The organism is Enterococcus sp. LJL98 (assembly GCF_054871745.1).
This window is the reverse complement of record NZ_JBTXLU010000003.1, coordinates 14,044-40,146: the sequence shown is the minus strand read 5'-3', so window position 1 is coordinate 40,146 and position 26,103 is coordinate 14,044. Positions and strand designations below refer to the sequence as shown.

Genomic DNA, 26,103 nt, shown 5'->3' with positions numbered 1-26,103 from the left:
AGAAATATTTATTAGGTAGTATTATACGATTCGATTAAACTTAGCGCTATGAAGCTTAACTAAGACTGAATTGGATTTGAAATGTTGAAACTTTACTATTTCATATTTTTTTATTGAAAAAGGAAATAGTAAAGTAATCAAAAGTTCCTTACTTGCATCCTAATCCAAACCGTACTACTATGGGACTAGAAAAATAAGGATTGTAATTGGTAAAGCAGGCAAAAACTCAGAAGAAGATGTGTCATTTTTACTAAAAATGATAGCGGCTCATTCTATATTGCCTGCTTTTTTATTGTCTAAAAGGCTAAATAGGGCAGTGAATCTGAATGAAATCTATCTTTTAAAAAACAAATGAGGAAACAATTCATAAGAAATAACGGGAGGTGGAGCAATGGAAACTGTTGAAATTCTAAATAACAATGCTTTTAGGTCTTTGGAAAATAAGACGAAGAAATGATTATGATGAGTATGGGTATGAAATTTTGTAGGAAATGTCAAGGATTGTTTAAAATTGTAAGTTTTCTTAATGATCTCGAAGACGATAAGATTTTCCAGTAATTTTAAATATTTGTGAATGATGAACGAGTCGATCGAGAATAGCTGCGGTCGCAGTGGGATTTCGAAAGATTTCACTCCAGTTTGAAAGGGTGGAATTGGTCGTAAAAATCGTTGAGTGACATTCATATCGTGTATTAATCAACTGGAAAAGTAAATCTACTTCTTGACGATGGATGGGTAAATAGCCAATCTCATCAATGGTTAGTAAATCATAATTGCCGTATCGTTTCATTACTCGTTCAATCGTATTATTTTCATAGGCACTTTGTAGCCTCAATAAAAATTCATGACAATTAATAAATAAAGTTCGAACGCCTTGCTCACAAGCACAGATTCCTATACTAATTGCTAGATGACTTTTACCAACACTTGGACTACCTATACATAAAAGGTTTTCTTGTTTATCTAAAAAACTAAGGTGTTGTAAATCAAGCACTTGTTGCTTATTGATACTCGGTTGGTAGCCAAAATCAAAGTCCACCATTCGCTTTATTTTAGGGAAACGCGCCTTTTTCAAGGCACGCTCAATTTTTTTCTCATCTTTATATCGAAGTTCTTGATTCGTTAATTCTAAAAATGCTTCGGTAAAAGGAATTGATTGGTTATTCATAAGCTCTAAATAATTTGGAAAGTACTCTTTCATTCGATACAAGCCAAGCTGTTCAAAATTATAGAGTAGTTGCTGGTAATCGCTCATTCCAACCTCTTATTCTGGATAAAATAAAAATGTTACCATTCATACTAGGGAGTCTATCTCTTACGTCATTCCGAGTAAACAATATTCAGTTAGTCCATTAGGAAAATAGAAAATAATTAATAGGGTTAAGAAAAACGAGATGTTGGTTGGAAATTCACAAAAATTGCTTGTTATTTTCATTTACATCCAGGAACAATAAAATGATACTATGAGAATCTATTATCAAACTTTGTGAATTTCATGAATGATTCTTTTAATTAGTTGGGAAATTCCAAATATTACAACCAATTCATGATTCACTTGTCCTTGCGAGGGATGATCGAACATTTGAGACCTCCGGAAAAACAAATCGATAAGTGCTGAAGAGATATTTAAAAGAAGGGATGAGCTTAAAAGAGAGAAAGATACCATACAAAATACTATTTTATTTCTCTTTGGTTGTTTTCATTATCAAACACTCAAATATGATTCTTTCTTACTGTTAGCACCAAAGTCAGGAAAGACCTAAGTTTAAGCCGTCCTTGAGAAATGGACTATTTAAAAGAAAGAAGTAATGATTTTATCCACGAGAGGAATGTGAATTCGAAAGGTAATTATGGAGACCGTATATTTTGGACAAAAGGATATTATGTATGTACGGCTAAGATTAAATCGAAAATATATTCAAGAACAAGGGGAAGATGACTGAGTTACAAGATAGTATAATTAAAATAGAGTATAAAATGTGATTTTAGGAGTAAGGGAGAATAAAAAGAGGACTTGGGAGGTTCGTGGTCTTGAAAAATGCTATAGAAGGGATTTTTGTGTAGTGACTTCCTCACTTCTCAAAGGTTACATAAGAAGCGACTCGTTCACACGAGTCGCTTCTTACTGAGAAAAGTATCTAGAGGGGATATCAGAATCGATGAAAAGAATACTTAATAATTAATCTCGTTTTCAAGTTCGTTGGATAAATCATGAATGGAAATTCTAAAAAATATTTAAAGATAAAACTCTTTGTTTAATAGCTTGAAAATACTTTTCTATTGTTTTTTGTATAGATTTTCCAGAATATTTTGACTTATAATATTTGAAAAATGTGGAGGAACCGCATTTCCTATTTGTTTAAATGCGGCAGTCCTAGAATCTTCAAAATAAAAATCATCTGGAAATGTTTGTATCCTTGCTGCTTCTCGAACAGTGATTGAACGATTTTGGGATACATCAGGATGAATATAATAATGACCATCTTTTGAGATGTGAGCAACCACAGTATGGCTATATCCAGCGCCATTTATTGCTTTGAATCTATCTAAGAAAATATCTGATTTTTTATGTGTGATTAATTCAGGTGGAAGATCAGAATATTTCACGTTTCTATCTTTCTTCTTTTCTTTTGCAACAATGCTATAAATTTTCAAGTCATTTTCATTATTAGGACGACAAATATTTTGGCTTAAAGGAATTTCAGCACTTCTTAGATTTTTTAAGACATAGTCTGAAGGAAGAGATTTTGAATATTTATTTTTTGTTTCTCCAGCCTTTAATTTAGGCAAATCGTAAAACAGCTCATTGATTATTGGAGGTTTTTCTTGAAATTGTTCTAAACTTTTGAAAAAATTAAATTCTTTCATAGAAGTCTTATATCCGAAAATGAATAATCTTTCTCTTACTTGTGGAACGCCAAAGTCAGCACAATTAATCAATTTAATCTGTATATGATAATGATTCGATGAGATTACATTTGTAAAGTCATGTTTTATTTTATCTAAGAGGTTATTTCCGTCTAAATCTTTAAAAGATATCAATCCTTTAACATTTTCAAATACAAAAAAATCAGGATTGTATTTTTCTAGAAATTTTAAATAGTACTTATATAAATAAATACGTTCATCGATTTTTTTGATTTTTGCATTTCTTGCTCGACCAATTGTCGAGTATGCTTGACATGGTGGTCCACCGATAATACCATGAACTCTATTTGAATCTAGGTGTGAATCAATTTGTTTGAATATTTTTGGTAATGTATCTTCTGATATTTCTATATTCATTACTTTTTCAGCAATCTTTTCAGGAATTTCGGTCAAAAATTCATCGTATGAAATTTCCCCTTCAATATAGCTACGATATTTAGTTAAATTACCTGTGCTTTTTAAGTAGTAATAAGCATCTCTAATTTTCAATGTTTTACTTGCAGATTTATCCATTTCAACATGTGCAAGTAGATTAAAAGATTCCTTCCTGAAACCTTCAGTTAGTCCACCGGCACCAGAAAACAGGTCTATAATGTTTAACATGATTTCACCTCAGTGTTAATTATACCAGGTTTGCAACAAGCCTACTAGAGGTTAAAGTGAATTTATTGACATGATAATTAAGATAGTTATGAATAAAGGCGTAAATTAGTGTATAATTTTAGATATAGGTATAAAAAAGGAGCAGGTAATATGGATGCTGTAATGCAACTTCTAATATCAACTAATCCCTTTGGATATATTTCAAGAAATTTGAGGAAAGTATTAAATGACTTTTTAGAGTGTGAGACTCTAGGCGAATCATATGCATATCAGTATTTAAATTCTAGTTATTACAAAGAATTGATTTTATTGATCTGTTTGATGGTTAGTTACAAAAATATTTCGAACGGTGAAAAAATTAATATAGATAATTTAGATATTGGAACTAATATTTTATTTCAAAAGGAATACTATATTTTTGAAGGTAGAGACAAAATGGATGGGTATTATAGGTTAATTCCGAAATACAAGAAGAAAAATCCAGTTACTCGAATTTTAAAAAAAAGTGTAATTGAAAATGAAGCCAGTGTTGTATCGGATGTAAAGAGAAGAAAAGTTAGAAATACTAAAGAAGATTTTGGAAAACAATTAGGACTCTCTTCAATAAGCTGGACAAATGAATATAGCGTAATAGTACTTTTAGAGAAGAAAATATTAAATGAAATTATGAATGTCCAATTTAATATTAATGGCAGATATTCATATTTAGGTGAATTTTGTATTGCAAAGTATTTGAAGGAAACAATAGTTTTTGAGCAGTTACCACATTCTAATTTTGCAGAGAAACCTATGGTGATTTTTTCATCAAATGTAGGCGCTGTTATAGAATATTTAGATGAAAATGATGGCAATGTATTAGAAAAACGAGTATATGTTATTGGAGACAAATGGTTTTCGAATGGACAATATTCAAATTTATTTACTCTTGAAGATGCGTGTGATGATTTTGGTATTCCGATGACAGTATTTTCGAGTGTTCCGTCAGTAATGGATGAATCAAAAGTTAACTTTTTGAAGAAGATGGGAAAAGAATTTTGCTGGCTTGAATCGGAAGAATTTAAGAAAATAGAAATTTCATTTGAATTTGTGTCAAGTAATGAGAAGTTTGAGAAAGCGATAGAAGAACTCAATGAGTATATAAGAGATATTAGTGAATCCCCTAGATTAAAGTATCTGGATAGACTATTGAAACGATTTTTGAAAATGAATTACAATCAAATAATTGGGTATTCCAATACCGTTGAGCAACAAATGATAATTGTATCAGAATACATGGAAAAGTTTAATTTGGAAGAGTCAGAAAAAATTTCCGGTATTTTATATGATATCTATTGTAATAGATTTGGTTTTCAAAATAAAAAAATAATCGAAACTATAAGAAATAGAGACAAATGTGCTCTTGTTGTAATGGATGAAATGGTTGAAGAAGCAAAAAAAATTTATATGACTGATGACATGTTAACTGTTCTGCCATACAGCGAAACGATACATGAAGATCTGTATGGAATGTTTGATAGCGTTATCTTGCTTTCGCCGTATGCAAGAGATAGAAAAAAATGGATATCAAGCTATCTAACAAATAAATTTTTTGTTGTTTTTCCGGATTTTCAAAAGAAATATCTCACGTACTCATTAAAAAAAGATAAAAGAATAATTCAATGTTTATATACTTTAGATAATAGTTACTCTGATCGGGATTCGGCATATTTAAAAGCAATTAATAAATATTATGAAAAAACAGAGAGAGAAATACAAATGAATAATAACTTCGATAAAAAGATGTTATATGATGAACTTGATAAAGAAGGTGATCCCAGAAAAGAATATGCCAATTTACTAGATAATTTAATCGTCACTACTTCTGGAACAGAGAATGAAAGTGAAAAACAACTTGTCAATGTTGTTTATGGGATAGATTTAGAGTCAGGCAAAAATATTTTTGGTACTGAGTTTGGGAAAGTTTTTATTTTACAAGAAAATTTTTGTAAAAAAATTGATGTAAATAATATACAAAATGGGCAAAATATTGTTGAGTTTGACATTCCTTATTCTGATGCTTTTTATAGAGAACAATTTAAAAAATATAACTTCATAAATGAAAAAAATGCTGATAGTAGATTTGATGAAAACTTAAAGAATGATTTTTTTTGGAAAAATATTCTCCTTGAATACATTGAAAAAAGAGGAGTTACTCCAACTCAATTCAAAGAAAGAATGGATAAACTAGGTGCGGTAGACAAGTCAATAGCTTTTTATGGGTCATGGTCCTCAATTGATAAAATGCCGATTCTCCCTAGAGATTCTAAATTTATTCATTATATTGGATTACTCACGAAAAATTCTGAATTAACCAATGAACCTAATAAGTATTATAATGCAAGCGCCATTGTAAAGAAGAATTTGAATTATGAAAGAGATAGACTTATGGACTCAATTGACGGTAGGAAACTAAATGAAATAATGAAAGATAGCTCAATAAGATCTTATTCGGTGGATAAAGTAATTTTAGTTGAAGACATAGATATAGAGAATGTACCAAGATACCTGACTAATAAGTTTTTGGGAGGAAAAAACTAATGGTAAAAATTACGGATAAAGAACAACAAAATGGTGTAAGAGAAAAGTATTCTAGTGCTATATCACAATTATTATTAGGACCAGGATCAGAAAGGATTACTCAAGATATTGAGCATGAGATAATTTCTGAAAAACCTCAAACGAGATATATTACCGGTATTCTATATCCTTTTAGAGAATTAAAAGGAACTTGGACAGAAGATATAGAAACAACCATTGAAGCTCAAGAGTTTTTAGATAAGGAAGAAGAATCTGCTGAAATTGATAATAGCTTTCTTCCGTCTTCTCTGGGCATCACTTTCTATTGTAAAAATAATAAAGAGAGTATAGATATCGAAATTCATAGCTCTTATTATAAAAAAATAAAGAATCCATTTATTCAAACTAAGAAAGAGGTACTTGAAGAACTACAAAATAAAATTGTTCTTTCAGAAGTTAAGAATATTGAAAAGCTTTTTAAATTTGATCTAGAAAACTCGAAAATTAAATATGAAGATAGCTTCGAGGATAGAGATGATACCATATCTGATTTTTTAAATGAGCTAAAACCAGATGATGAAGCTAAAGATTCGGAAATGTTATTTTTACTAAAAAAGATTAAAAATATTAATTATAAAAATAAGAGCTGTTTTGAACGTGTTCCAGTTTTTTTTGAAGTGAAATTGAACTCTTTAGAAGAAGGTATTTCTTCTAAAAAATTATTATTAGATGAAGAAAAAAAAATGTTTCAAGTATTTTCGAAAGTACAAAAAGTCAACGTGGCTAAAGAGGAAACTGTGACGGCAATAACTATAGTTTTAAAAAATATTTCGGAAAATCACTTATTTCAAACAGAAATCTCTATAAAGGCTCAAGAAAGTGTTGAGTTTAAAGCTTCTGAAGATATCAAGCTCCCGGATTTATCTAAGTTAAATTCAGAAGATGCTATGAACTTTTTTTTATATAGAGATAAAAGGACATATGCTTTTGGAAGAGGTGTATCTGCAGTTTGGAAAAAAGAACATGGAAAAGTATCTGAAATAAAAACGTCATATATTCCGAACTATGAATTACGTCCAATGTCTTTTGATATTGATGGTATTTCAATAGATGTTTTGAATGCGGAAAGTTATATTGGAAATGATTACGAGGCGCAACTAGAAAAACTAAATCAATTTGTTGAGCAATATGATAAATGGATTGATTCAATTTCGAAAGAATCTAAAACATTAATACCTGAATATGAGGAGCTTTCGAAGGAAAATATTGAAAAGTGTAAAAGTTGTAGTCAACGTATGAAAAAAACAATAGGGTACCTTTCAAAAGATAAAAATGCTTTTATGGCATTCAATAGAGCTAATGAGGCAATGCTCTTACAACGACTAGAAAACTCAGTTGAAAAAGAAGAGGCCTATAATTCAAAGAACTATCAAATTGCAAACTTTAAATGGAGACCATTTCAATTGGCGTTTGTATTAAACTCATTAGAATCTATATTAAATGAAGAAAGTTCTGATCGTGAGCTTCTGGATTTGATTTGGGTTAGTACAGGTGGTGGTAAAACGGAAGCGTACCTTTTTGCAGTTGCAGCGGTTGTAATTTATAGAAGATTGAACTATCAAAATTACTCAGGTGTTACGGTAATCATGAGATATACTTTACGACTTTTAACTGCTCAACAATTTGATAGGGCTTCTCAATTAATTTGTGCGTTAGAGTTTATTAGAAGAAAAGAAGGCAATCTTGGAGAATCAGAAATTAGTATTGGACTTTGGATAGGAGAGGGAACTCAAAATAAACTAAAGGATGCTAAGGCGGACTTTAGAAATATGGTTGAACAAAAAAATCTTGATTATGCGAAGAAAAAAAATACATTTCAGGTTTCGGAATGTCCTTGGTGTCATGAACAACATAGTATAATTCCTGATGACAAAAACTTTAAAAGTAAAAGGAGATGGGGATATTATGAGATTGAAAAGAAAAATGATCTTAATATGAAATGTTTGAACAAGAAATGTGAGTTTTCTAAGGGATTACCGATTTATGTAGTAGATGAATTAATCTACAAGAAGAGACCTACGTTACTTTTTGGTACCGTTGATAAATTCGCTCAAGTTCCTTTAAAGGAAGAGACAACCAGTTTATTTGGTTCGGACGATCCAGAAAAATATCGACGTCCTGAATTAATAATCCAAGATGAGTTACATTTGATTTCTGGACCGCTCGGAAGTATCGTTGGGTTATATGAAGCTGGATTTGATTACATTTTTAAGAATGGAAATAGGAGTATTGCTCCAAAATATATAGCTTCAACTGCAACAATCAAGAATGCTGATGCGCAGGTAAAAGGAATTTTTGATAGAAAGGTTTTTCAATTTCCACCTAGTGGAATAAATATAACAGATAACTTCTTTGTAAAAGAAGATATACAGGCATATGGGAGAAAATACCTTGGAATTATGCCGACAGGGAAATCACAAGTAACCGCAGAAATTAGACTACTATCTTCGATGTTACAGTCAATAAGAGAATTAGGCCTAAATTTGGATGAAGAAGAATTGTATTGGACGGTGGCTGGATACTTTAACAGTATTCGAGAACTCGGAAAAGCTTCAGGATTGATTAAAGATGATGTAAAGGAATATATCAATCAATTATATAGACGAAATAATACTAATAAACGTTTCATGAATGACGATACAAACGTGGAGTTGACTTCACGTATACCTGGTATAGAAATACCTACAATTTTAAAGAAACTAGATATTCCACATAATAGGATCACAGAGGAATATAAGGGATCGGAAAGATACTCGAAAGCTGTAGATACATTAATCGCAACGAATATGTTATCTGTGGGTGTTGATATTGATCGTTTAAATGCAATGTTTGTGGTGGGGCAGCCTAAGCTTACTTCAGAATATATTCAAGCGACTAGTCGAGTAGGAAGACAATCTTTAGGATTGGTATGCACTTTATATAATTCTTCTCGAAGCCGAGATAGATCTCATTATGAAACATTTCAATCGTATCATGAAAGTTTATATAAATTTGTCGAATCAAGTAGTGTAACTCCTTTTTCAGTGCCTGCACTGGAAAAAGGAGTTGCAGGAGTTATTGTTGCAATGCTTAGGAATACGATTGATTCATTGGCTGGCGATAATTCTGCAAAAAATATTTTAAATTTTGAGGATTCACTTGAAAAAGTAAATGATTATCTTATGGAACGTGTTAAAACCAGTGAAGATAGACACAAATTATATAGAGAAGATGCAAGCAAGATAATTAATAGCTTTAGTGATAAATGGTGCGATATTGCTGAAGAGATAGAAGATACTTCTGAACTATTCAAATATTATTTATATAAAAGTAAGGCAGAAGAATTTCAAGGGAAATTATTGCTTAGATCATTTGAGGATAAGAGTACGCATTATGAAGCTACTAAAGTTATGGGAACAATGAGAAATGTAGAAGATACAGCATATCTGGAAATAATAGATTAAGGAGATTTTTTATGGTGTATAAGCAGAAAGATAAACCAGAATTTAATGTTAGAAGATCTCAACTTTTAACGCCATTTGGTATAGGAGCTTTAATGGATATAAATAATCAATCTGTCATGATAGCAGATTCGGAGTATTGGAATGTGAATAAATGTGAAAAAGTCCATGATATTCGTCTAGAAAAAGCTATGGATGCTGAAGGTTTCATTGAACCGCCATTTAAAGATGAAGTTAATGTTGTAGGAAAAAGATTCCCACAGTGGTATTTTTCCCCAGAAGATAGAAGTTTAAGAAAAATTGATTCGTGGCGTCAATTGGTAGAGGCGAAAGGAATACCAAGCTTGGTCAAATCTTTTAATCAGAAGCCAATTGATGTTCGTAAAAGGAAAACCGATCTTGTTCCCGTCCGGATAATCTGTGCATGTTGCCATGGTCATGCGCAGGATTTTCCTTGGTTAGAATGGGTCCATGAGGGGATGGCCTATGATAGTTATGAAAATCATGAAATTACGTTGGGAAGCACAGCACAATCAGGTTCTATTTCAGATCTAGTAGTTTCTTGTAAAAGATGCAATAAAAGCCGAAATTTAGCTGGAATTTTTGATGAAAAGAGATTTCCGCGACAACTAGAGAAATTAGGAATTAGTTGTAAGGGAGAATACATTTGGAAAAAAGAAGAGAGTAAAATTAAATGCGATGAAGAGGTCCACGTACTTCTTAGAAATGCTAACAACTTCTTTTTTCCTAATATCTCAAGTTCAGTCAATATACCATTTAAAGAGAATAAATTAATCGAATTAATCGAGAGTAGCGAGTATTATAGCGCTTTGAAATCTGAGTTAAGAGGAGTCACGAGAGAAAAAGGAATTGAAAAACTTGATAAAGATGAATTGGTAAATAAAATACTTGCACGATTAGCGGAAAAAATTGAATATAGTTTTGATGAAGTTAAAAAGCTAATTTCTGTTAATTTTTTTAATGAGATGAGTGATGATTATCCAGATACAGTAATGGATTATAGGAGGGCAGAGTTTGAAGTTCTTTCTGGAAAAGAAAAATACGATGAAGATTCAGAGAGGTTCAAAATGAAACTTTTCAATTCCGAGGATATTTCTGGTCATATTTACAGTAAATTATTGAATGGGATAACTTTGGTACATCAACTCGAGGTAGTTAGTGCTCTTCGAAGCTACAGTAGGATACAGACTACAGATTCTGAATTAATGAAAGAGCAAGCTTTAGAAGGTAAAGAGTCTTCAGGAATGTCACAGGAAGTATCACTACGTAGAAAAGACAATTATTATGTTGGTATGCGCTCATTAGGAGAAGGTATTTTCTTTTCCTTGAATAGTGAAGAAATAAAAAAATGGAGTTATAGAATTAAAGATTCAGTAATTTCGAATAAAATTTATAAAAAAATGATCAATATAAGATTCTCAGATGAAGAAAACTACATTCATCCAGAGTACTACCTTATTCATACACTATCTCACCTTTTTATTAAAGAATTAAGTATGAGTAGTGGTTATTCTTCATCCTCTTTAAAGGAAAGAATATATTATTCAGCTGAACTTGGAAAAGAAATGTATGGAATATTGATTTATACATCAAGCTCAGATTCGGAAGGAACATTGGGAGGACTCGTTAAACAAGGAGTTCCAGAAAAGTTTTTCGACCTATTAAATGCAGCATTAGAAAAAGCTAAATGGTGTAGCTTTGATCCGGTGTGTATTGAAAGTGAATCTCAAGGGAGAGACTCACTAAACGGAGCAGCCTGCCATGCATGTTCACTTATTTCAGAAACTAGTTGTGAGAAAATGAATGTTTTTCTAGATAGAAGTGTACTAATTGGAAGCTTGGAAGAGCCAGAGTTGGGATTCTTTAGAGGAGGAAATATTAATGATATTTCCAGATTTAATATTTAAGAATCGTTACAAAGAAAAATAGAATAGTAAATTAGGTTGATAAATTCATATTAATCCAGTGCGTCATGTTATCTCCGAACTTTTACTTAATGGAAAACCTCATAGAGCATTGAAAACTGAAGTGTTGAGCTTAACCTAAAAAGGTTTCCATGGAATGAATATTTTGCATTATTACGGATTGACTGCTATTCATAAATGTTTTTATAGACACTTCAATAAATACTACGATTAGTGAATTAAGAATGTTCAGAGACATGGAACATTCTGTAGTTGCTGATTTATATGAGAAAGTAAATGATTCATTGGTAGTGGGCCTATTGTACTTGGTCATTTACTGACTTACTTAGCTGGTTAAATGGTTACCAAAAACGTTACGGTTTCGTTTATGTCGATCGCGACGAAGTAGGTGGTACGATGAATCGTTATAAGAAAGATAGTTACTATTTGTATAAAGAAGTCATTGCAAGTAATGGTGCATCGGTTAGCAATTAATTTGTGATGAGCAAACAACACTTATTCAATGTCCTTGGGTTAGGGAGGGATGGATAAGTGTTTTTTGTTTTGAGGAGAAAATCACTGAATTAAAATGATTTAGATTTGTTAAATGCGATGAATATTCTGGATAATTTCCAAATTCAAGAGAGGAGTTCATGAGTTGTTAAATTAATTTATCCATTTTCTTTTGAAAAGCCTATTACTGAACGAATCATATATATTTCTATTGCAAAAGAGACATAGTGATGACTATAATGTAAGCGGATACATTAGTTTGATAAAAAATTATCTGATTTAAATATTATTAAATACTTCAGAATAAAATTTGATTGTGATTGGAGTGGGGATATCAGATGGGTGATGAAGCAATGAGTTTATTTAAATTTCTTAATGTAACGAATTCAAAAAGATATCGGTTAATTTTACATTTTTTTTACATGGAGCATCAACAAACCAATTACTTACTGAAAAAAAATGATGTTTGGGAATACATGGTAAGAAAATATCCTGAAAATTATACTGAGGATGAACTTATATTAGATTTAAAACGCTTATGGGATTATGGCAATCTAAATGTCATTAATGAGCAAGCTAAAAAAAGAAAGCTAGATGATTTTTATAGTAATGACTATACATATTCGATTGAATCGCGCACAGTCGATATTGTCGAATTATCTGAAGAAATTGAACAAAGAGTAGATGAACTTATTGGAGAATTAAATGGGAATAACTTACGAGATATACGGACTCTTTTAGAACGAATGCCAAAATTATTAGATTCAGCGAGTATTTATAAAAACTACATGGACTTAAAACGTATCTTTCAGGAGAATAACGATAATACCGTTAACTATTTTGGATACTTAAATAAAGAAATTACGAAGGGAGTCTTACAATCAGAATCATTCATTGAAACAAAAGTCAGTTTTTTAGTTTATTTAAAAGATTATGTATTGGAATTAGAAAAACAACGATCGAAAATATGGCTTGCACTTAAAAATATTGATGATGAAACGAAGTTAAATATATCAGATGCACGTATCAAGCATAGAAAAGAAATTGCTTCCTTTTCTTTAAAAAGTATAAATGAGATTGATTTTAATAATCAGGTTTTTGATCAGTTCAATAATATTAAAATTTGGTTTAGTAACCAGGAAAACAGTATGTACAATAAAATTTATAATCAAGCAGAGCAAATGATTCAAATTTTTTCGAATGCGGATGTCCAGTATTTTAATCGCCATAAAATGCAACGAAATCGACAATCTGATTTTCGAAAAATAGCTGAATGGATGTATCAAGCAGGTGATGTAAACGAAGCAGCAAAGATGTTTGTTTCTATTTTTGGAATGATGAATATGAAGCATCTAAATAGTAGTGAACAATACGCTTACGATAGTGATAAGTTTATTAGTCTTTGGGAAACTCAACCGGAATTGATTGATTTACAATCGCGTAATAAAGGAGGGACTATTACTAAAAAGGTTCAAGTCACCAAAGGTTATTCCGCAGATCGAAAGAAGCTTAGAGAAGCCTTAATCGCTGATGAAGCACACCAAAAGGAACGTATTTTAAGTTATTTTAAAGAAGGAACTTTAAAACTAAGTGATGACATTCAGATGGAGGAAGAATTGAGAAGGATTATCCGACAGTGGATTAGCAGTGGAATTACTCATAAAGATCATATTACAAATACAGCTTTTGGATTCAAGATATTAGTAGAATTAGATGAAACAACCAAAATTAGAATTTACTCAGAAGATGGTACTTTAACGATGCCAGGTGTGACACTAAAAATTATAAATTATAAGAAGGAGGAACTTTAAAAGTGGATGAATCTATTTTCAAACTAATTCAACCTTTATTTGAAAATTATGTAATTTATCGACAAGAGTATTCTAAATTATATTTTGATATCCGACAAAGGCAGCTAGAGGTATCACGTATCTTACAAGACTTATTTGGTTTAAAACTTACAATTCAAAAGGAATTTATAATGGTGAGGCATATCCCTTTAGAAGTGAAGCCGTATATGGCGATTAATGAGTTTAAAGAGGTCAATGAGTATGTGTTTTTAATGCTCCTAATGGCAATTATTGATACAAAAAGGACAGATGAATCTTTTTATTTAGGGGAGATTGTAAAAGATATTGTATTGATTTATCCCGATAAAGAAACATTGGATTGGTCAATGCTGTCACACAGAAAATCACTAGTCAGTGCGTTGAAAAGAATGACAGAAATGGGCATTATTAAATTAATGGATGGGATGACAGAAGATTTTGATACAAAATATTCCAAAGATGAAGAACAGCCATATGCTTTGTATGAGTTAGGAGATTTTAGTAAGTTTTTTTTCAACAATCAATCGCGTATTTTTGATAATTTCATTGAATATCAGACATTTGTAGAGTTTAAAAATGATCTAGTAAAGGAACAACGAGAAACATTAACATTACGTCAACGTGTTTATCGACAATTAATTGAGAATATTGCAATCCCGTTTAACAGCTATACATCGGAGGATGAATTTGTTTATATGCGTCGTTCCGAGAATGAACGTAGTCTAAAAAGTTTTTGGGAACAGACAGAATATGATTTTGAACTCTATAAAGATATGGCATTTTTATCTAGTGAAAAAAATTCAAGTCGTTCTTCCGGATTTCCGACTAGGATGCAAATAGATGAAATTATTTTACAGTTAGCAGGCATTTTAAGAAATAAAGACAATCATGAAATAAATGCAAGAGGAGAAAAGATATTGACTTATCCAGCTTGGGAGAAAGTGATTTCTCAACAGCTAATTAAATCTTATGATCAATACTGGACTGTAGAGTTTCGGGGAAAAGGATTTGATTTTCTCAATGTAAATCTAAAAAGGAGACTACAAGAGATTTGTTTCATTAAAGATGACCAAGAGGAAGAATTAATAACAATTTATCCGATTTTTGTTCGGATCATTGGGGAAATTGAGGGGATAGACGGATGAATAATAAGTGGGTGTTAAATCGAGCTGGATTTCATAACTTTTGGAAATATGCAGGATCCTTCTTTTTTGATTTTGCAGATGGTAAGTTATTTTTAAGAGGCAGTAATGGGCGCGGTAAGTCGGTGGCGATGGTGAGTCTATTACCACCTTTGCTAGATGGCCGGGTTGATGCAAGGCGAATGGATCCGTTCTTTCAATCAACAGATCGTAAAATGGGAGATATTCTTTTAGGAGAGAAAGAGATATTGGGAATTGATAATAGAATTGGTTATATCACTCTCGAATATAAACGTCTGAACACGGATGGAATTGAAGAATATTTTACATCTGGTATTGGAATGAAAGCTGATAGAAATAACACTAATGGCAATAGTTCAAAATTAACACGTTGGTATTTTGCCATTAATGGTGCTCCACGAGTAACGAGTCCAGCTCTTGAAGGTTTTCATCTTATTACAGACAATGGAGATGATACTTATTCTTCACTAACAAAACAAGTTTTAAAAAATAAAATAGCTGGTATTGGTGCTCGTTTTTTTGATAATCCTTCTTCATATGGAGAATATATCAATAGGAAAATTTTTAAGTTTACTAAAATGGAAGATTTTAATGAAATGATAAAACTCTTAATCAAACTAAGAGCATCAAAATTAGGAGATAAATCGGGTCCTAATGCAGTGACAGACATTTTATTGAACTCGATGTCTGAACTGCCAGAAGGAGAACTTGATGTCCTTAAAAATGTAATTGAAGATATGGAACGTATTCAAGAGGATCAAATAAACTTAGCAAGAGAACTCAAGTCACTCGCTAAAGTAAATATAAAGTATCGAGAGTATCTTGAAGAAAGATTGGGACAATTGGTTACTATGTGGTTGAGAAATAAGCAAGAGTATGAATCTTTTATTCATTCAATGAATAAGCGTCAGCAAGACATCATCAGACTGGATGAAGAAAATCATAATTTGGTAGAAAAACAAAATCAATTAGAACGAAATTTATCTTTATTGCGTGAAGAGTATGAAAGAACAGCGATATCAAATCATAGTGAATTAATCAGGATGGTTGCTGATATAGAAAAAGAGTTGGAGAAATTAAATCTGGAGGCAATAAGAAAGAAAATACAATTTAAAAGAAATGAAAAGCAATTTGAAAATAGTTTACAGAGATTAGAACAGACTAAAAAATCCTTGGAGGAACAAAGAAAGCAACAAGAACAGAATTTTATGGAGCTGACAGACAATGCGAGTGGATTTAATTATGTTAAGCAACATCAAAATTTTTTTGAAAATTTATCCAGTGGCGAAGAAAAATATGTAGCTGATTTAACAAGGAAAAAGAAAGTTATTTTAGAACTAGAAAATAATCTAAGTTTAGTTGAAGGACTTGCTAGTTCTATTAACTTAGCAAAAGAGAGAGTAAAACAGTGTGAAAAGGAACATTCTCACGCTATTGAAGCACTCGATCTTGCCAAAAGTAAAGCTATAGAGTCAGAAGGGAATTTAGAAGAAGGAAAAGAAAAGCTTCAAGAAGAGGTGATTGAATGGTCAGAATTAGCCTTATTTGAAGTACCATCCGATTCTTTAAATCTTTCATTGTATAGGATTCGTAAACTCTATGATGGCGAGGTTGAGTTTAGTGATGTCAAAGCACCAATAGAACAAGCCAAACGGGTAGCAATTAATGCAGTGGAAAGTCAAATACTTCCGCTAAAAAATGATTTAAATATAATCAAAGAGTCATTAAGTCTAAAAATAAAGGAAAGAGAGTTACTCCGAGAAGGAAAGTTTGTAGAACCAGAAAGAACGAAGTTGCGCAGGAAGGCACGAGAGATGTTAATGCAATCAGGTGTCATTTTCAACTCATTCTATGAAACAATTGATTTCCAAGGGGGACTAGAAGAAGAATTAAAGAATAGAATTGAGTCAGCGCTACGAGCCAGCGGTCTTTTAGATGCGGTTATTTCAGCGGATGAGAAGGCCTTGAGGGAAAATGACTTGTCAATTATTGCTCCAGCATTTACTTTTGGAGAGGGTAGTAATACATTAGCCCGTTATTTAAAAGTAGAAGCTCATTTGTCTGTTGAAATAAAAGAGATGGTGACAAATATTTTAAATAGCATTCAAATTAATGAAGGTGGTGAGCCTTCATTACCAATTATTCACCCAGATGGTACGTATCAATTATCTATTTTAAAAGGAAAATCTAATTCTCATTATCAAGCATCTTTTATTGGGAAAACAAGTCGTGAATCCGAACGAAAAAGAAAAATTGAAGTTTTACAGAATGAGATTTTTGGATTAAGAGAAGACCAGAAAATAATAAATCAAAAAATAACAACGCTAGAACGAAGAATAGAAGCTTATGAAGCCGATTTTTCTTCCTATCCAAATGAACAAAAAATACGTGAGTTATTGCGAATTTATAAATCTACCTCTGATAAAGTGCTTCTTCAAAGTGAAGCTGAACGAATGAAATTAGATGAAAAAGAACAGGCTGCAACAGAGTTACAAAAATATCGAAAAAAGTTATTTGATTTAAAGGCAATATTAAAAATAGAGATTAATGAAGAGAAAATAGCTGAAATAAAACAATATGCCCATAACTATTATATTATTTTGGGAGATGTGATACAAACTGTTTCACAGATAAAACAATTTGAAATTCGAGTAGAAGAACAAAAAATCGATAATGATTATCAAAATGAAATATGTGTTGAAACACAAGAAGAACTTGAAAGTATTAAGGAACAAATTATCGATAAATCAATCACTTCAGATAAAATAAAACAGCAACGTGAGTTTAAAGAAGCAGAAAAAATAATTGTACGCCAATCAGAACTTAAAAAGGAAATGAACCAAGCCGAAGAGGAAAGAAAAGTTAATGATCAATTACTTGGGAAGCTTGAAGTAGAATTAAGAAATTCGAGAAAAGAATTAGAATATTTATTAAATCAAAAAGAAAAAAAACGTCTGCTTAAAGAAAATTGGTTAAAGTTGTGTTATTCAGCCATTCAAAAATATTCACAAAATTCTGAAGTCGAACTGGATGATTTTGCAAAACAGTTTGAACGTAGAGTCGATAGAGAAAAAATGACAAAAGTAACGGATGCATTAATAAAAGTCATTCGTGACAATCGCGATCAGTTACTTGTTTATAACCTTGAATCTGAACCAAGAAACATCATTACTCGAAGAAAAGTAGAAGATGAATCGATTGAAATGTTATATGAAAGTTGGGATGATTATAATAATTTTGAGATACTTGAAGTGGATACTCAAAATATGAGAAATTCGTCATTCCTATTAGAAACGATACTAAGAGAAGAAAAAGCAGAAAACGATCGAGCGTATCAAAAAGATCAAGAAGAAATGTATCGTCAGGTACTATTTGGAAAGTTAGGAAAAACGACACGTGAGTTAGTAGTTGAAGGGCGTACTTGGGCAATAAAAATGGATCAAATGTTAAAACGCATTTATGGAGGGGAAGATGACTTACAACTGGAATTAAAGTTGGTTCCTAAACCTTCTCAATCTGAAGGTGTGACATCTACAAGTCAGTTAATTGATATTTGGAGTAGTGCAGAAGAAGGGATTTTAACAGAGGAAAATCGAAAAAAAGTTATTAGCTTCTTTAAAAAAGGTTTGGATGACGCAATACTTATTGTAAAAGAAAATCCTGGAACAACAGATTTAAAAGAGGAATTAAAAAAAGTTTTCGACTACCGTCAATGGTTTTTTTTCCGCTTAAAATATAAAAAAAATGCTAAACAAAAAGAGTTTGAACGATTAACGCAAGGGGATTTTATGAAAATGTCTGGAGGGGAACGAGCAAAATCACTTTATTTACCATTATTTATTGCCATGCGACTACGGTTTGAGTCTGCGAGTGAGTTTGCACCTTATATTATTACTTTGGACGAAGCATTTACAGGAGTGGATGATGAGGGGCGAGAGTCCATGATGGGAGTTGCGGAAGAATTAGGATTTAATTATATTATGAATTCTCAAGAGATGTGGCCTGAATATTCGACAGTATCTAGTATTAATACGTATGAATTTAAACAAGATAAAAGTGCACCTTATGTAGAAACTATTAAGTATAGTTGGAATGGGAATGTACGATCAAGAACTGTAGGCGATATTATTGGATGAAAAAGTAATAATGTTTTTTTTGAAAAATCAAGAGACTTGGGAAAGTTGGTTTTCATTATTAGCCAAACGTTACTCATCTTATGAAACCTTTGGAGGGTATATTCGCTATGATGAGCTAGGGACAGTCGACAAATTTCCAATAAAAGAATTCTTAGGACTATCACAAATTGAATATGAGAATAAAACTAAATTTTCTGTAAAAAAATTTAAAATACATTATGCTAGGAGTGTACTTGCTGAAAATAATAGTTTGGAAGAAGTGATTGAATATTTTACTGGACAGAAATTAGTAACAAAAAAAGAATTAATGAAAGAAGAATTTTTAAAAAGAAAAGAATTTGATTTTCTTGTTATCAAAATTTTAGGTGATAAAACCAATCTATTGTCGGAACCTACTTGTTCAAATCTATTTAAAAAATGGAGAAAAGATGAGTCAACGATTGAGTCATTAGAAAAAGCGAAGTATGCATTAGATCGCTTACCCGATACTTATATGCAACTACCATACTTTTCAAATCAACTATTTCAAAATGCCCATGAATTAGATGTAAATACTCTGACAGGTGAAGTGTTTAATAGTATGTTGAAACAACTTTTTAAACTGTCGAACGACACGCGACGAAGCGAATATTCTAAAGTAGAAATGAGTGAAGAAATGTATACGCATGTCAATTTGATGCGCGGAGATCATACGATTCATGCTTTTGTACAAGGAATCTATTCTGATGGACCATCGATGACTTGGAATATACATGGTAAAGAGAGAGATAGTTGGGTTGTTCGGAAAGGTCAGGCATTGGAGGCGACAAATTTATACACGAAGAAGAATAAAATATTTGTAGTTGAAAATGATGGTGTTTTTCAAATACTCACAGAAATGTTTCCTACTTTACCCTTTTTGTCGACTAGTGGACAACCAAACTACACTGTCTTAAAAATAATAGAAAAATTAGTAGTCAGCGGGACAATGATTTATTACTCCAGTGATTTAGATCCAAATGGACTTTCGATGGCTCAAAATATTTTGAAGTTATTTCCTAGACATGTGAAAATCGTAGGGATGAATAAGGAATTATATGACTGTAAATTAAAAACGAAGGCATTAACGATTCATCAGCTAAGACTATTAGATAATATACTAGTACCAGATTTTCAAGAATTAAAACAAGAAATGTATCGGGTGAAAAAAGCAGTTGAACAAGAGGCATTAACTGAAATTTATTTTGAATTATTAGAAAAATGGATTAGAGAATGAATAGAATTGGTTAATAGCTAATAAGTAGTACTTTTAAATATTGGACTCATTTTTTAGCATCTACCTAACTATTGAATTTTTATATAAGACTAGATTTGTTTAAAAGTTATCTTTCTTCGGAGAACTTTCCAGCAAAATTAGTATGCTAATACTATGGGCCTTCAACTATATAGGTAGAGCACCTTCACTGTAAATGAAATGCCGATATTTTTGTTTGTATTGTTTAATGCCTTAATTATAATCCGTCTCTTGAAACGTAAAGATTTCAAGAGGCGGAGTTCTTTTTTTACGGCACTAACACGTCAAACCGCTGCTTGTTACTTAACTTAAACACAATCGGCGCTGTCCGGCTCATCAGAGGACTGATCGTCTTTTCGTTTGACGCCACGAGGAATGTTAACCGAAGAGAGGATATGGAACATGTTGTTAATTGCAGCGTTGCTATCTTCTCTTGGAGTGGTAAATTCAGTATAGAAGGCGGTCCGAATAAAACGAGATTCTGAAGTATCATCTCCAGGTAGGCCAATCATACCATTTCTGAGTTCCCCTGATTGCGAGCTGAATTTATAAAAAGTGCTTGCAGGTTTTAATTCATTATTTAAAAAAGAATAATGGTTTAAATTTGCTAAATGCCAAGGATATTCAGGAGCGTTGGTCATCACTCGGGTTTCGTTCTCGTAAATTGCTAAGCCAGATTTTGTCATTTCGATAATAATCAAATGGCCCGTCTGATCGGCGATAATCCAGTGAAGAAGAACAACGATTCCAAGTACATTCTTAACGGCGACAATATTGACTTTACCGATTTCTTGTTCTAATTCATCAATCGATGCAATATTTCCCAAAATTCAAGAAACAAAGTCATGGGGGCGAGATTGATTTTTCCTTCTTCGATCGCAGGCGCATAGGATGCGTAATCGTTGAAATATATCGAGCAAATGGCTAATCCTTTTTCGTTAAAAACATCAGCAAACAAGTATTCTTCTAATTGGCGACCAGCACCAATGAAGGCATATTTGTTTGAATAGGTGATACCAGCTTCCACTCCGTTTTTTTAGTCGTGGTGTCTTGGCAAGAAAACTGGAGAAACATCTACTTCAAAAGCGAAATACATAAAGCAACTCGAATAACCGCACCATCTAGATTGGTATGAGGTTAGTTGTTTTTTTTGTAGTGATAAGTTTCTGATCTTTTGGTCCATCAAAATGGAATCTTATGAACGTGCCTATGTGCTTCAAGTGGAAGTTTATCAGGGGAAGCTTGAACGATTTCTCTATTCGGCTATGTCATAGGTCGGATTGGATAGCTACTTCCGATGGCGTCTAGGAAGATTTTGTCTGTTAGAAAGTATTTATACAAAAATTATGTTTCCTAACGAAAAAAATTAGAATCGTGTTTTTTTAGTTTGTTAAGATAAATGTATCTATTATTTATGAAAGTAAGCAAGACAATTTAAGCAAGGTACTGATTCTACATGTAAATAAATCCTATAAAAATCACATTAAGTATAGACTCTTTTTTTTGAAAAGAAGACGGTGCGATGGTTAGAAGAAATCACGTAATAAAGGACGAAATTGCATCCTGTTACTAGGAATAAAATCTTGCGAATAACCTTCGACGTTGTGAATGATTGTTCGTTTGTTTGAAGCGAACAGCAAAGGAAGAGATTCCCTTTTTTGATTAGTAGGTAGGCGTTTTTGAAACGCAAGGAAAGAAGATTCTTTTATCAGGGTAGGTTGCTGCCATTGGTGACTCGTTTGTATGAAGAGCGACGAAGCCATTTATGTTTACTCTTCTTGTGTTTCCGAAAAAGACCAGGAAACAGCAATTGGAGTGAGGCATAAGTGTTTTTTCTTGTGCCATTTCTAAGAAGGGAAACTATCGGGTTATGTAAATAGCCTCTGAAATAGATACAGTGCGACGCTTATAGCATAAGTCACCCCCCTGTTGAGGAAAAAAGGACAATCGCTGGAAGCCAAAAGAACAAAGTCGAAATATAAAGTTCTCTGGTTTTATCATTATTTACTCGGAAGGTTAGAAAGATGACGAATATGAAATTAAGAAAATATAAGAAAATTGCAAAAAAAATTATGGAATTGGCGCCGAAATATCAAGAGATGTCGGATGAAGAGTTAAAGCAGCAAACCTATCGTTTGAAAAAAAGACTAGGAAAAGGCGAGTCAATCCATAAAGTTTTACTAGATGCTTTTGCGGTAGTTATCGAAGCGGATGCTCGTCTACTAGGCATGCGTCCTTATTTTGTACAAATTCTTGGCGGGGTTTCCTTGTTCTACGGCACGATTGCCGAGATGAAGACCGGAGAGGGGAAGACGCTCACTGCGACAATGCCGCTGTATTTGAGAGGGCTCATGGGGAAAGGGAACTATTTGATTACAGCCAACTCGTATCTGGCTTGGCGAGACGCGCAAGAAGTCGGGAAGGTTTTTGAATGGTTAGGTCTGAGTATCTCAGTCGGAGTTCCTCAAGAACACACGGAGGAAGAGATTGATAAAAAAGTGGTTTATGAATCAGATATTATCTACACCACACATAGTAGTTTAGGTTTTGATTATTTGTTCTCAAACTTAACGACAGAACTCGACGAACAATATGTTAAGACATTTAATTTTGTGCTAATTGATGAAGTCGATGCGATTTTGTTAGATATGGCTCAAACGCCATTAATCGTTTCTGGTGCGTCAAAAGTACAATCGAATTTGTTTGAAACGTGTGATTGGTTTGTCAAAAGTATTAAAAGGAATAAGGACTATCAGTTAAGTGAAGACCAAAGAAATGTTTGGTTAACTGAGCAAGGAATCAAGGAAGTGGAATCCTTTTTTGGGATTGAGAAAATCTTAGACGAGGAGTGGAAAGACTTATACCGTCACATCGTAACAGCCTTGAAAGCTAACTACATTATGACAAACAATCGAGACTACGTGGTCGATCAAGAGGAAGTTTTTCTCTTAGATGAAGTGAATGGGCGCAAATTAATCGGTACAAAATTACAAGCTGGACTTCATCAAGCGCTAGAGGCAAAAGAAGATGTCGAAATTACAAAGGAAACCAAAGCGCTAGGAATGATTACGTATCAAAACTTGTTTAAGAAGTTTAAAGTCTTATCCGGTATGACGGGAACAGCTAAAACAGATGCGGAAGAATTTATGAATACCTATAAAGTAGAAGTCTTAGAGATACCGACGAACGAACCGGTGATTCGAAAAGACCACAAGGACAGAATTTTTGCAACGAATAAATCGAAAATCATTGCTTCATTGGAGCGAGTTCAAAAGGCTATGAACATTGGTCGTCCTGTTTTAATTGAAACAGGGTCGGTATCGATGTCTGATTTGTACTCGAGAATTCTTTTGGAACAAAAAATTCCACACAATTTATTAAATGCAACCTCCGCGGCAAAAGAAAAATGGATTATTTCAAAAGCTGGAGAAAAAGGGGCCGTAACGGTTGCCACATCAATGGCCGGTCGAGGAACGGACATCAAATTATCCAAGGAAGCCAAGGATTTAGGAGGATTGTTGGTTGTCGGGACAGAAAAAATGACGAGTCAGCGAATTGATAATCAACTCAGAGGAAGAGCAGGACGGCAAGGAGATCCAGGAGATAGTGTTTTTTATATCTCTTTAGAAGATCGCATCATTGTTGAAAGTGCCCCTCGTTGGGTTTCGACTGAGCGGAAGAAAATTAAAAAATTAAACGAAAACCATGAAATCTCCCATAAACGTAAGTATCGATCAGTTATTTTCAAAGCTCAGAACAATCGAAAAAAACAAGAAGTTCTAGGTCGAGAAAATACATTGGAATATGATGAAATCGTAAATGTTCAACGTGAAAAAGTTTACGAGACAAGGAACCTGATTTTAAAAGCATCGCTTGAGGAACTTTCAGCAATGATTGACGAGAGTACGCAACGGGCCATGACTCTTGCTATTGACTCCGGCATTTTACTGAGTCAAGAACAAACGCTCGATTTTATTTATAATTCGATTGACTATAACTTTGACTCTGAACGAATGGAAAGTGTTGGAAAGGAATCAAAAAAACAGACCATTGAGTTTTTAAAGCATGTAATTTTGGAAAGAGAACAAAGCCAAACAGAAAGATTCACCAATGATTTTCAATTAACTTATTTTAAACGCATTATTTTATTAAAAGCGGTGGATTCGATGTGGGGTGAACAAGCAGAAACCTTGCAGCAGCTGAAATCTGTTGTAGCTAGCCGCAGTTGGGGACAACACCGGCCAATCTATGAATTCCAAACGGAAGCACGAAAGTCATTTCTGGAAATGAAACATGCCATTTGGCAACAAACCTTGAAAAACTATTTGCTTTCCACTTTTAATGAGAACGAAGATGGGACAATCGATTTAGAATTCCCATAATTCACACCTGGTTTTATGTGAAGAAAATAACGAATAACAATGGAGGAACAGCTGAGATCCATGGAAAAAAATAAAAATTTAATCAGAAAAATTTGTTGGAGTATCTTATTTTTGTTCCTATTACAAATAGGGAAACATATTTATGTCCCTGGGTTTTTTATTAATGAAAATATGTTACAAGACCAGAGTACACTTGCTCGCTTATTGTCTTCAGCAACAGGAGGGCAATACGGCGCTCCGACTTTGTTCTCTCTCGGAATGAGTCCTTACATGACCGGTTTAATTATCTGGTCGACAATCACGATGATTGATATTGACGCCATTAATAACTTGTCAATCAAGCAAAGAAGTTTCTATCAAAAGTTACTCACGCTGATTTTTACCGTACTACAAGCGATCGGCTTGGTATTTCGTTTTAAAGCAAACATTTCGTTTGAGCATTTAGAGCGGTTCTCCCAAGTTCAGATTATGGCTCTTGCTGTTTTAATCGTGACCGCAGGTGGCATGGTTTTGACTTGGTTAGCCGATATGAACTGTGAAAAAGGTGTAGGGGCCCAAAGTGTTTTTATTATTCCTAGCTTGATTGCCAACTTGCCAGCCATGCTTGTTTCTGGTCAAAGTAAAGAAATCCCTTTTAACGGATGGACGATTGGTTTTATTGTCGGTATTACCTTGTTGTTTGTTGTGCTGACTTTGTACTTATATAAAGCGGAATATCGCTTACCGATTGAGCGAACAGGGATTGATAGCCAATTTAATCAATCGTATATCCCTATCCGATTGCTGACAGCCGGTGCCATGCCTTATATGTTTGCGACAACTATTTTTTCTTTGCCACAACTACTACTATTAAACCAGTCGTTAAGTAACACCCCGCTGTCTTGGTTTTTAACGACTTTTTTTTCCTTTAACACCGTACAAGGGATTCTGACTTACGGCTTGATTATTTTCATCTTGGCCATTGGTTTTAGTTTTGTGAATATTCGACCGCATGATATTGCCAAAAATATGAAATACTCTGGGGATTATATTTTAGGGGTGGTACCGGGTGACAAAACCGAAAAATATGTCCGCGATAAATTGCTCCTCATTGCTTCAACAGGAAATCTCTATCTAGTCGTTGTTTCAGTGATTCCTTTATTTGTTGGGTTACATGTCCCTTTTGTTTCCAACTTGGCCTTGTTCTTTGGTAGTACTTTTATGTTAATTATTATTTTAGATAACTTGTATCAAGAATTGGAATTTCTGTATTTCAATCACCTCTATTCTATTTTTTAAAGTTCATTTTTGAGGAG

At 32.8% G+C, this 26,103-nt stretch carries 13 protein-coding genes and 1 pseudogene; 10 read left to right on the top strand and 4 right to left on the bottom strand.

Features of this window, described 5'->3' with window-relative positions:
- Nucleotides 1-523: 523 nt before the first annotated feature.
- Both istB and ACYSNO_RS04405 read right to left on the bottom strand, forming a co-directional pair.
- The gene (istB, locus tag ACYSNO_RS04410) at nucleotides 524-1,255 is read right to left on the bottom strand and encodes an IS21-like element helper ATPase IstB (RefSeq protein WP_461729867.1); all 732 of its coding nucleotides are present in this window, start codon (nucleotides 1,253-1,255) and stop codon (nucleotides 524-526) included.
- Nucleotides 1,256-2,277: 1,022 nt separating this feature from the next.
- Complete coding sequence (locus ACYSNO_RS04405; RefSeq protein ID WP_461729866.1) at nucleotides 2,278-3,531, bottom strand: DNA cytosine methyltransferase; 1,254 nt, start codon at nucleotides 3,529-3,531, stop codon at nucleotides 2,278-2,280.
- Nucleotides 3,532-3,681: 150 nt separating this feature from the next.
- On the opposite strand from ACYSNO_RS04405, the gene ACYSNO_RS04400 reads away from it, so the two are divergent.
- The 8 genes and pseudogenes from ACYSNO_RS04400 (at nucleotide 3,682) to ACYSNO_RS04365 (ending at nucleotide 20,408) form a co-directional block, all read left to right on the top strand.
- Entirely contained in the window at nucleotides 3,682-6,108 is a 2,427-nt protein-coding gene (locus ACYSNO_RS04400) for a hypothetical protein (protein WP_461729865.1), read from the top strand.
- A complete protein-coding gene (locus tag ACYSNO_RS04395; protein WP_461729864.1) occupies nucleotides 6,108-9,590 on the top strand; it encodes a helicase-related protein in 3,483 nt (1,160 codons plus the stop codon). Before ACYSNO_RS04400 ends, ACYSNO_RS04395 begins: the two co-directional genes overlap by 1 nt.
- Before the next feature lie 11 nt (nucleotides 9,591-9,601).
- Nucleotides 9,602-11,515 (top strand): DrmB family protein, encoded by a 1,914-nt coding sequence (gene drmB, locus ACYSNO_RS04390; RefSeq protein WP_461729863.1) that lies wholly within the window; start codon nucleotides 9,602-9,604, stop codon nucleotides 11,513-11,515.
- A 315-nt stretch (nucleotides 11,516-11,830) separates the two neighbouring features.
- A pseudogene (locus ACYSNO_RS04385) lies at nucleotides 11,831-12,007 on the top strand (family 1 glycosylhydrolase); the annotation flags it as partial.
- A 356-nt stretch (nucleotides 12,008-12,363) separates the two neighbouring features.
- The gene (locus ACYSNO_RS04380) at nucleotides 12,364-13,836 is read left to right on the top strand and encodes a TIGR02677 family protein (protein WP_461729862.1); all 1,473 of its coding nucleotides are present in this window, start codon (nucleotides 12,364-12,366) and stop codon (nucleotides 13,834-13,836) included.
- Nucleotides 13,837-13,838: 2 nt separating this feature from the next.
- Nucleotides 13,839-14,999: a DUF2398 family protein gene (locus ACYSNO_RS04375; protein ID WP_461729861.1), complete on the top strand. Its 1,161-nt coding sequence runs from the start codon at nucleotides 13,839-13,841 to the stop codon at nucleotides 14,997-14,999.
- Nucleotides 14,996-19,153, top strand: coding sequence for a TIGR02680 family protein (locus ACYSNO_RS04370; RefSeq protein WP_461729860.1), 4,158 nt, complete (start codon nucleotides 14,996-14,998; stop codon nucleotides 19,151-19,153). Before ACYSNO_RS04375 ends, ACYSNO_RS04370 begins: the two co-directional genes overlap by 4 nt.
- Nucleotides 19,146-20,408: a DUF2399 domain-containing protein gene (locus ACYSNO_RS04365; protein ID WP_461729859.1), complete on the top strand. Its 1,263-nt coding sequence runs from the start codon at nucleotides 19,146-19,148 to the stop codon at nucleotides 20,406-20,408. The genes ACYSNO_RS04370 and ACYSNO_RS04365 overlap by 8 nt, the downstream gene beginning before the upstream one ends.
- A gap of 326 nt (nucleotides 20,409-20,734) precedes the next feature.
- On the opposite strand, the gene ACYSNO_RS04360 is transcribed toward ACYSNO_RS04365, so the two are convergent.
- A complete protein-coding gene (locus ACYSNO_RS04360; RefSeq protein ID WP_461729858.1) occupies nucleotides 20,735-21,253 on the bottom strand; it encodes a linear amide C-N hydrolase in 519 nt (172 codons plus the stop codon).
- Nucleotides 21,223-21,453, bottom strand: a complete 231-nt coding sequence (locus ACYSNO_RS04355) for a linear amide C-N hydrolase (RefSeq protein WP_461729857.1) — start codon at nucleotides 21,451-21,453, stop codon at nucleotides 21,223-21,225. The genes ACYSNO_RS04360 and ACYSNO_RS04355 overlap by 31 nt, the downstream gene beginning before the upstream one ends.
- A 997-nt stretch (nucleotides 21,454-22,450) precedes the next feature.
- Between ACYSNO_RS04355 and secA2 the strand changes: the two genes are divergently transcribed.
- Together secA2 and ACYSNO_RS04345 are read left to right on the top strand one after the other, a co-directional pair.
- Nucleotides 22,451-24,808 carry an accessory Sec system translocase SecA2 gene (gene secA2 / locus ACYSNO_RS04350; RefSeq protein ID WP_461729856.1) on the top strand — a complete coding sequence of 786 codons (2,358 nt, stop codon included), beginning with the start codon at nucleotides 22,451-22,453 and terminating at the stop codon, nucleotides 24,806-24,808.
- 60 nt (nucleotides 24,809-24,868) lie between these two features.
- A complete protein-coding gene (locus tag ACYSNO_RS04345) occupies nucleotides 24,869-26,086 on the top strand; it encodes an accessory Sec system protein translocase subunit SecY2 (RefSeq protein ID WP_461729855.1) in 1,218 nt (405 codons plus the stop codon).
- The last annotated feature ends 17 nt before the right edge of the window (nucleotides 26,087-26,103 follow it).

Coding starts and splice junctions, on each gene's coding strand:
- istB (WP_461729867.1), bottom strand. CDS start 1,255: ATGAGCGATTACCAGCAACTACTCTATAATTTTGAACAGCTTGGCTTG.
- ACYSNO_RS04405 (WP_461729866.1), bottom strand. CDS start 3,531: ATGTTAAACATTATAGACCTGTTTTCTGGTGCCGGTGGACTAACTGAA.
- ACYSNO_RS04400 (WP_461729865.1), top strand. CDS start 3,682: ATGGATGCTGTAATGCAACTTCTAATATCAACTAATCCCTTTGGATAT.
- ACYSNO_RS04395 (WP_461729864.1), top strand. CDS start 6,108: ATGGTAAAAATTACGGATAAAGAACAACAAAATGGTGTAAGAGAAAAG.
- drmB (WP_461729863.1), top strand. CDS start 9,602: ATGGTGTATAAGCAGAAAGATAAACCAGAATTTAATGTTAGAAGATCT.
- ACYSNO_RS04380 (WP_461729862.1), top strand. CDS start 12,364: ATGGGTGATGAAGCAATGAGTTTATTTAAATTTCTTAATGTAACGAAT.
- ACYSNO_RS04370 (WP_461729860.1), top strand. CDS start 14,996: ATGAATAATAAGTGGGTGTTAAATCGAGCTGGATTTCATAACTTTTGG.
- secA2 (WP_461729856.1), top strand. CDS start 22,451: ATGACGAATATGAAATTAAGAAAATATAAGAAAATTGCAAAAAAAATT.
- ACYSNO_RS04345 (WP_461729855.1), top strand. CDS start 24,869: ATGGAAAAAAATAAAAATTTAATCAGAAAAATTTGTTGGAGTATCTTA.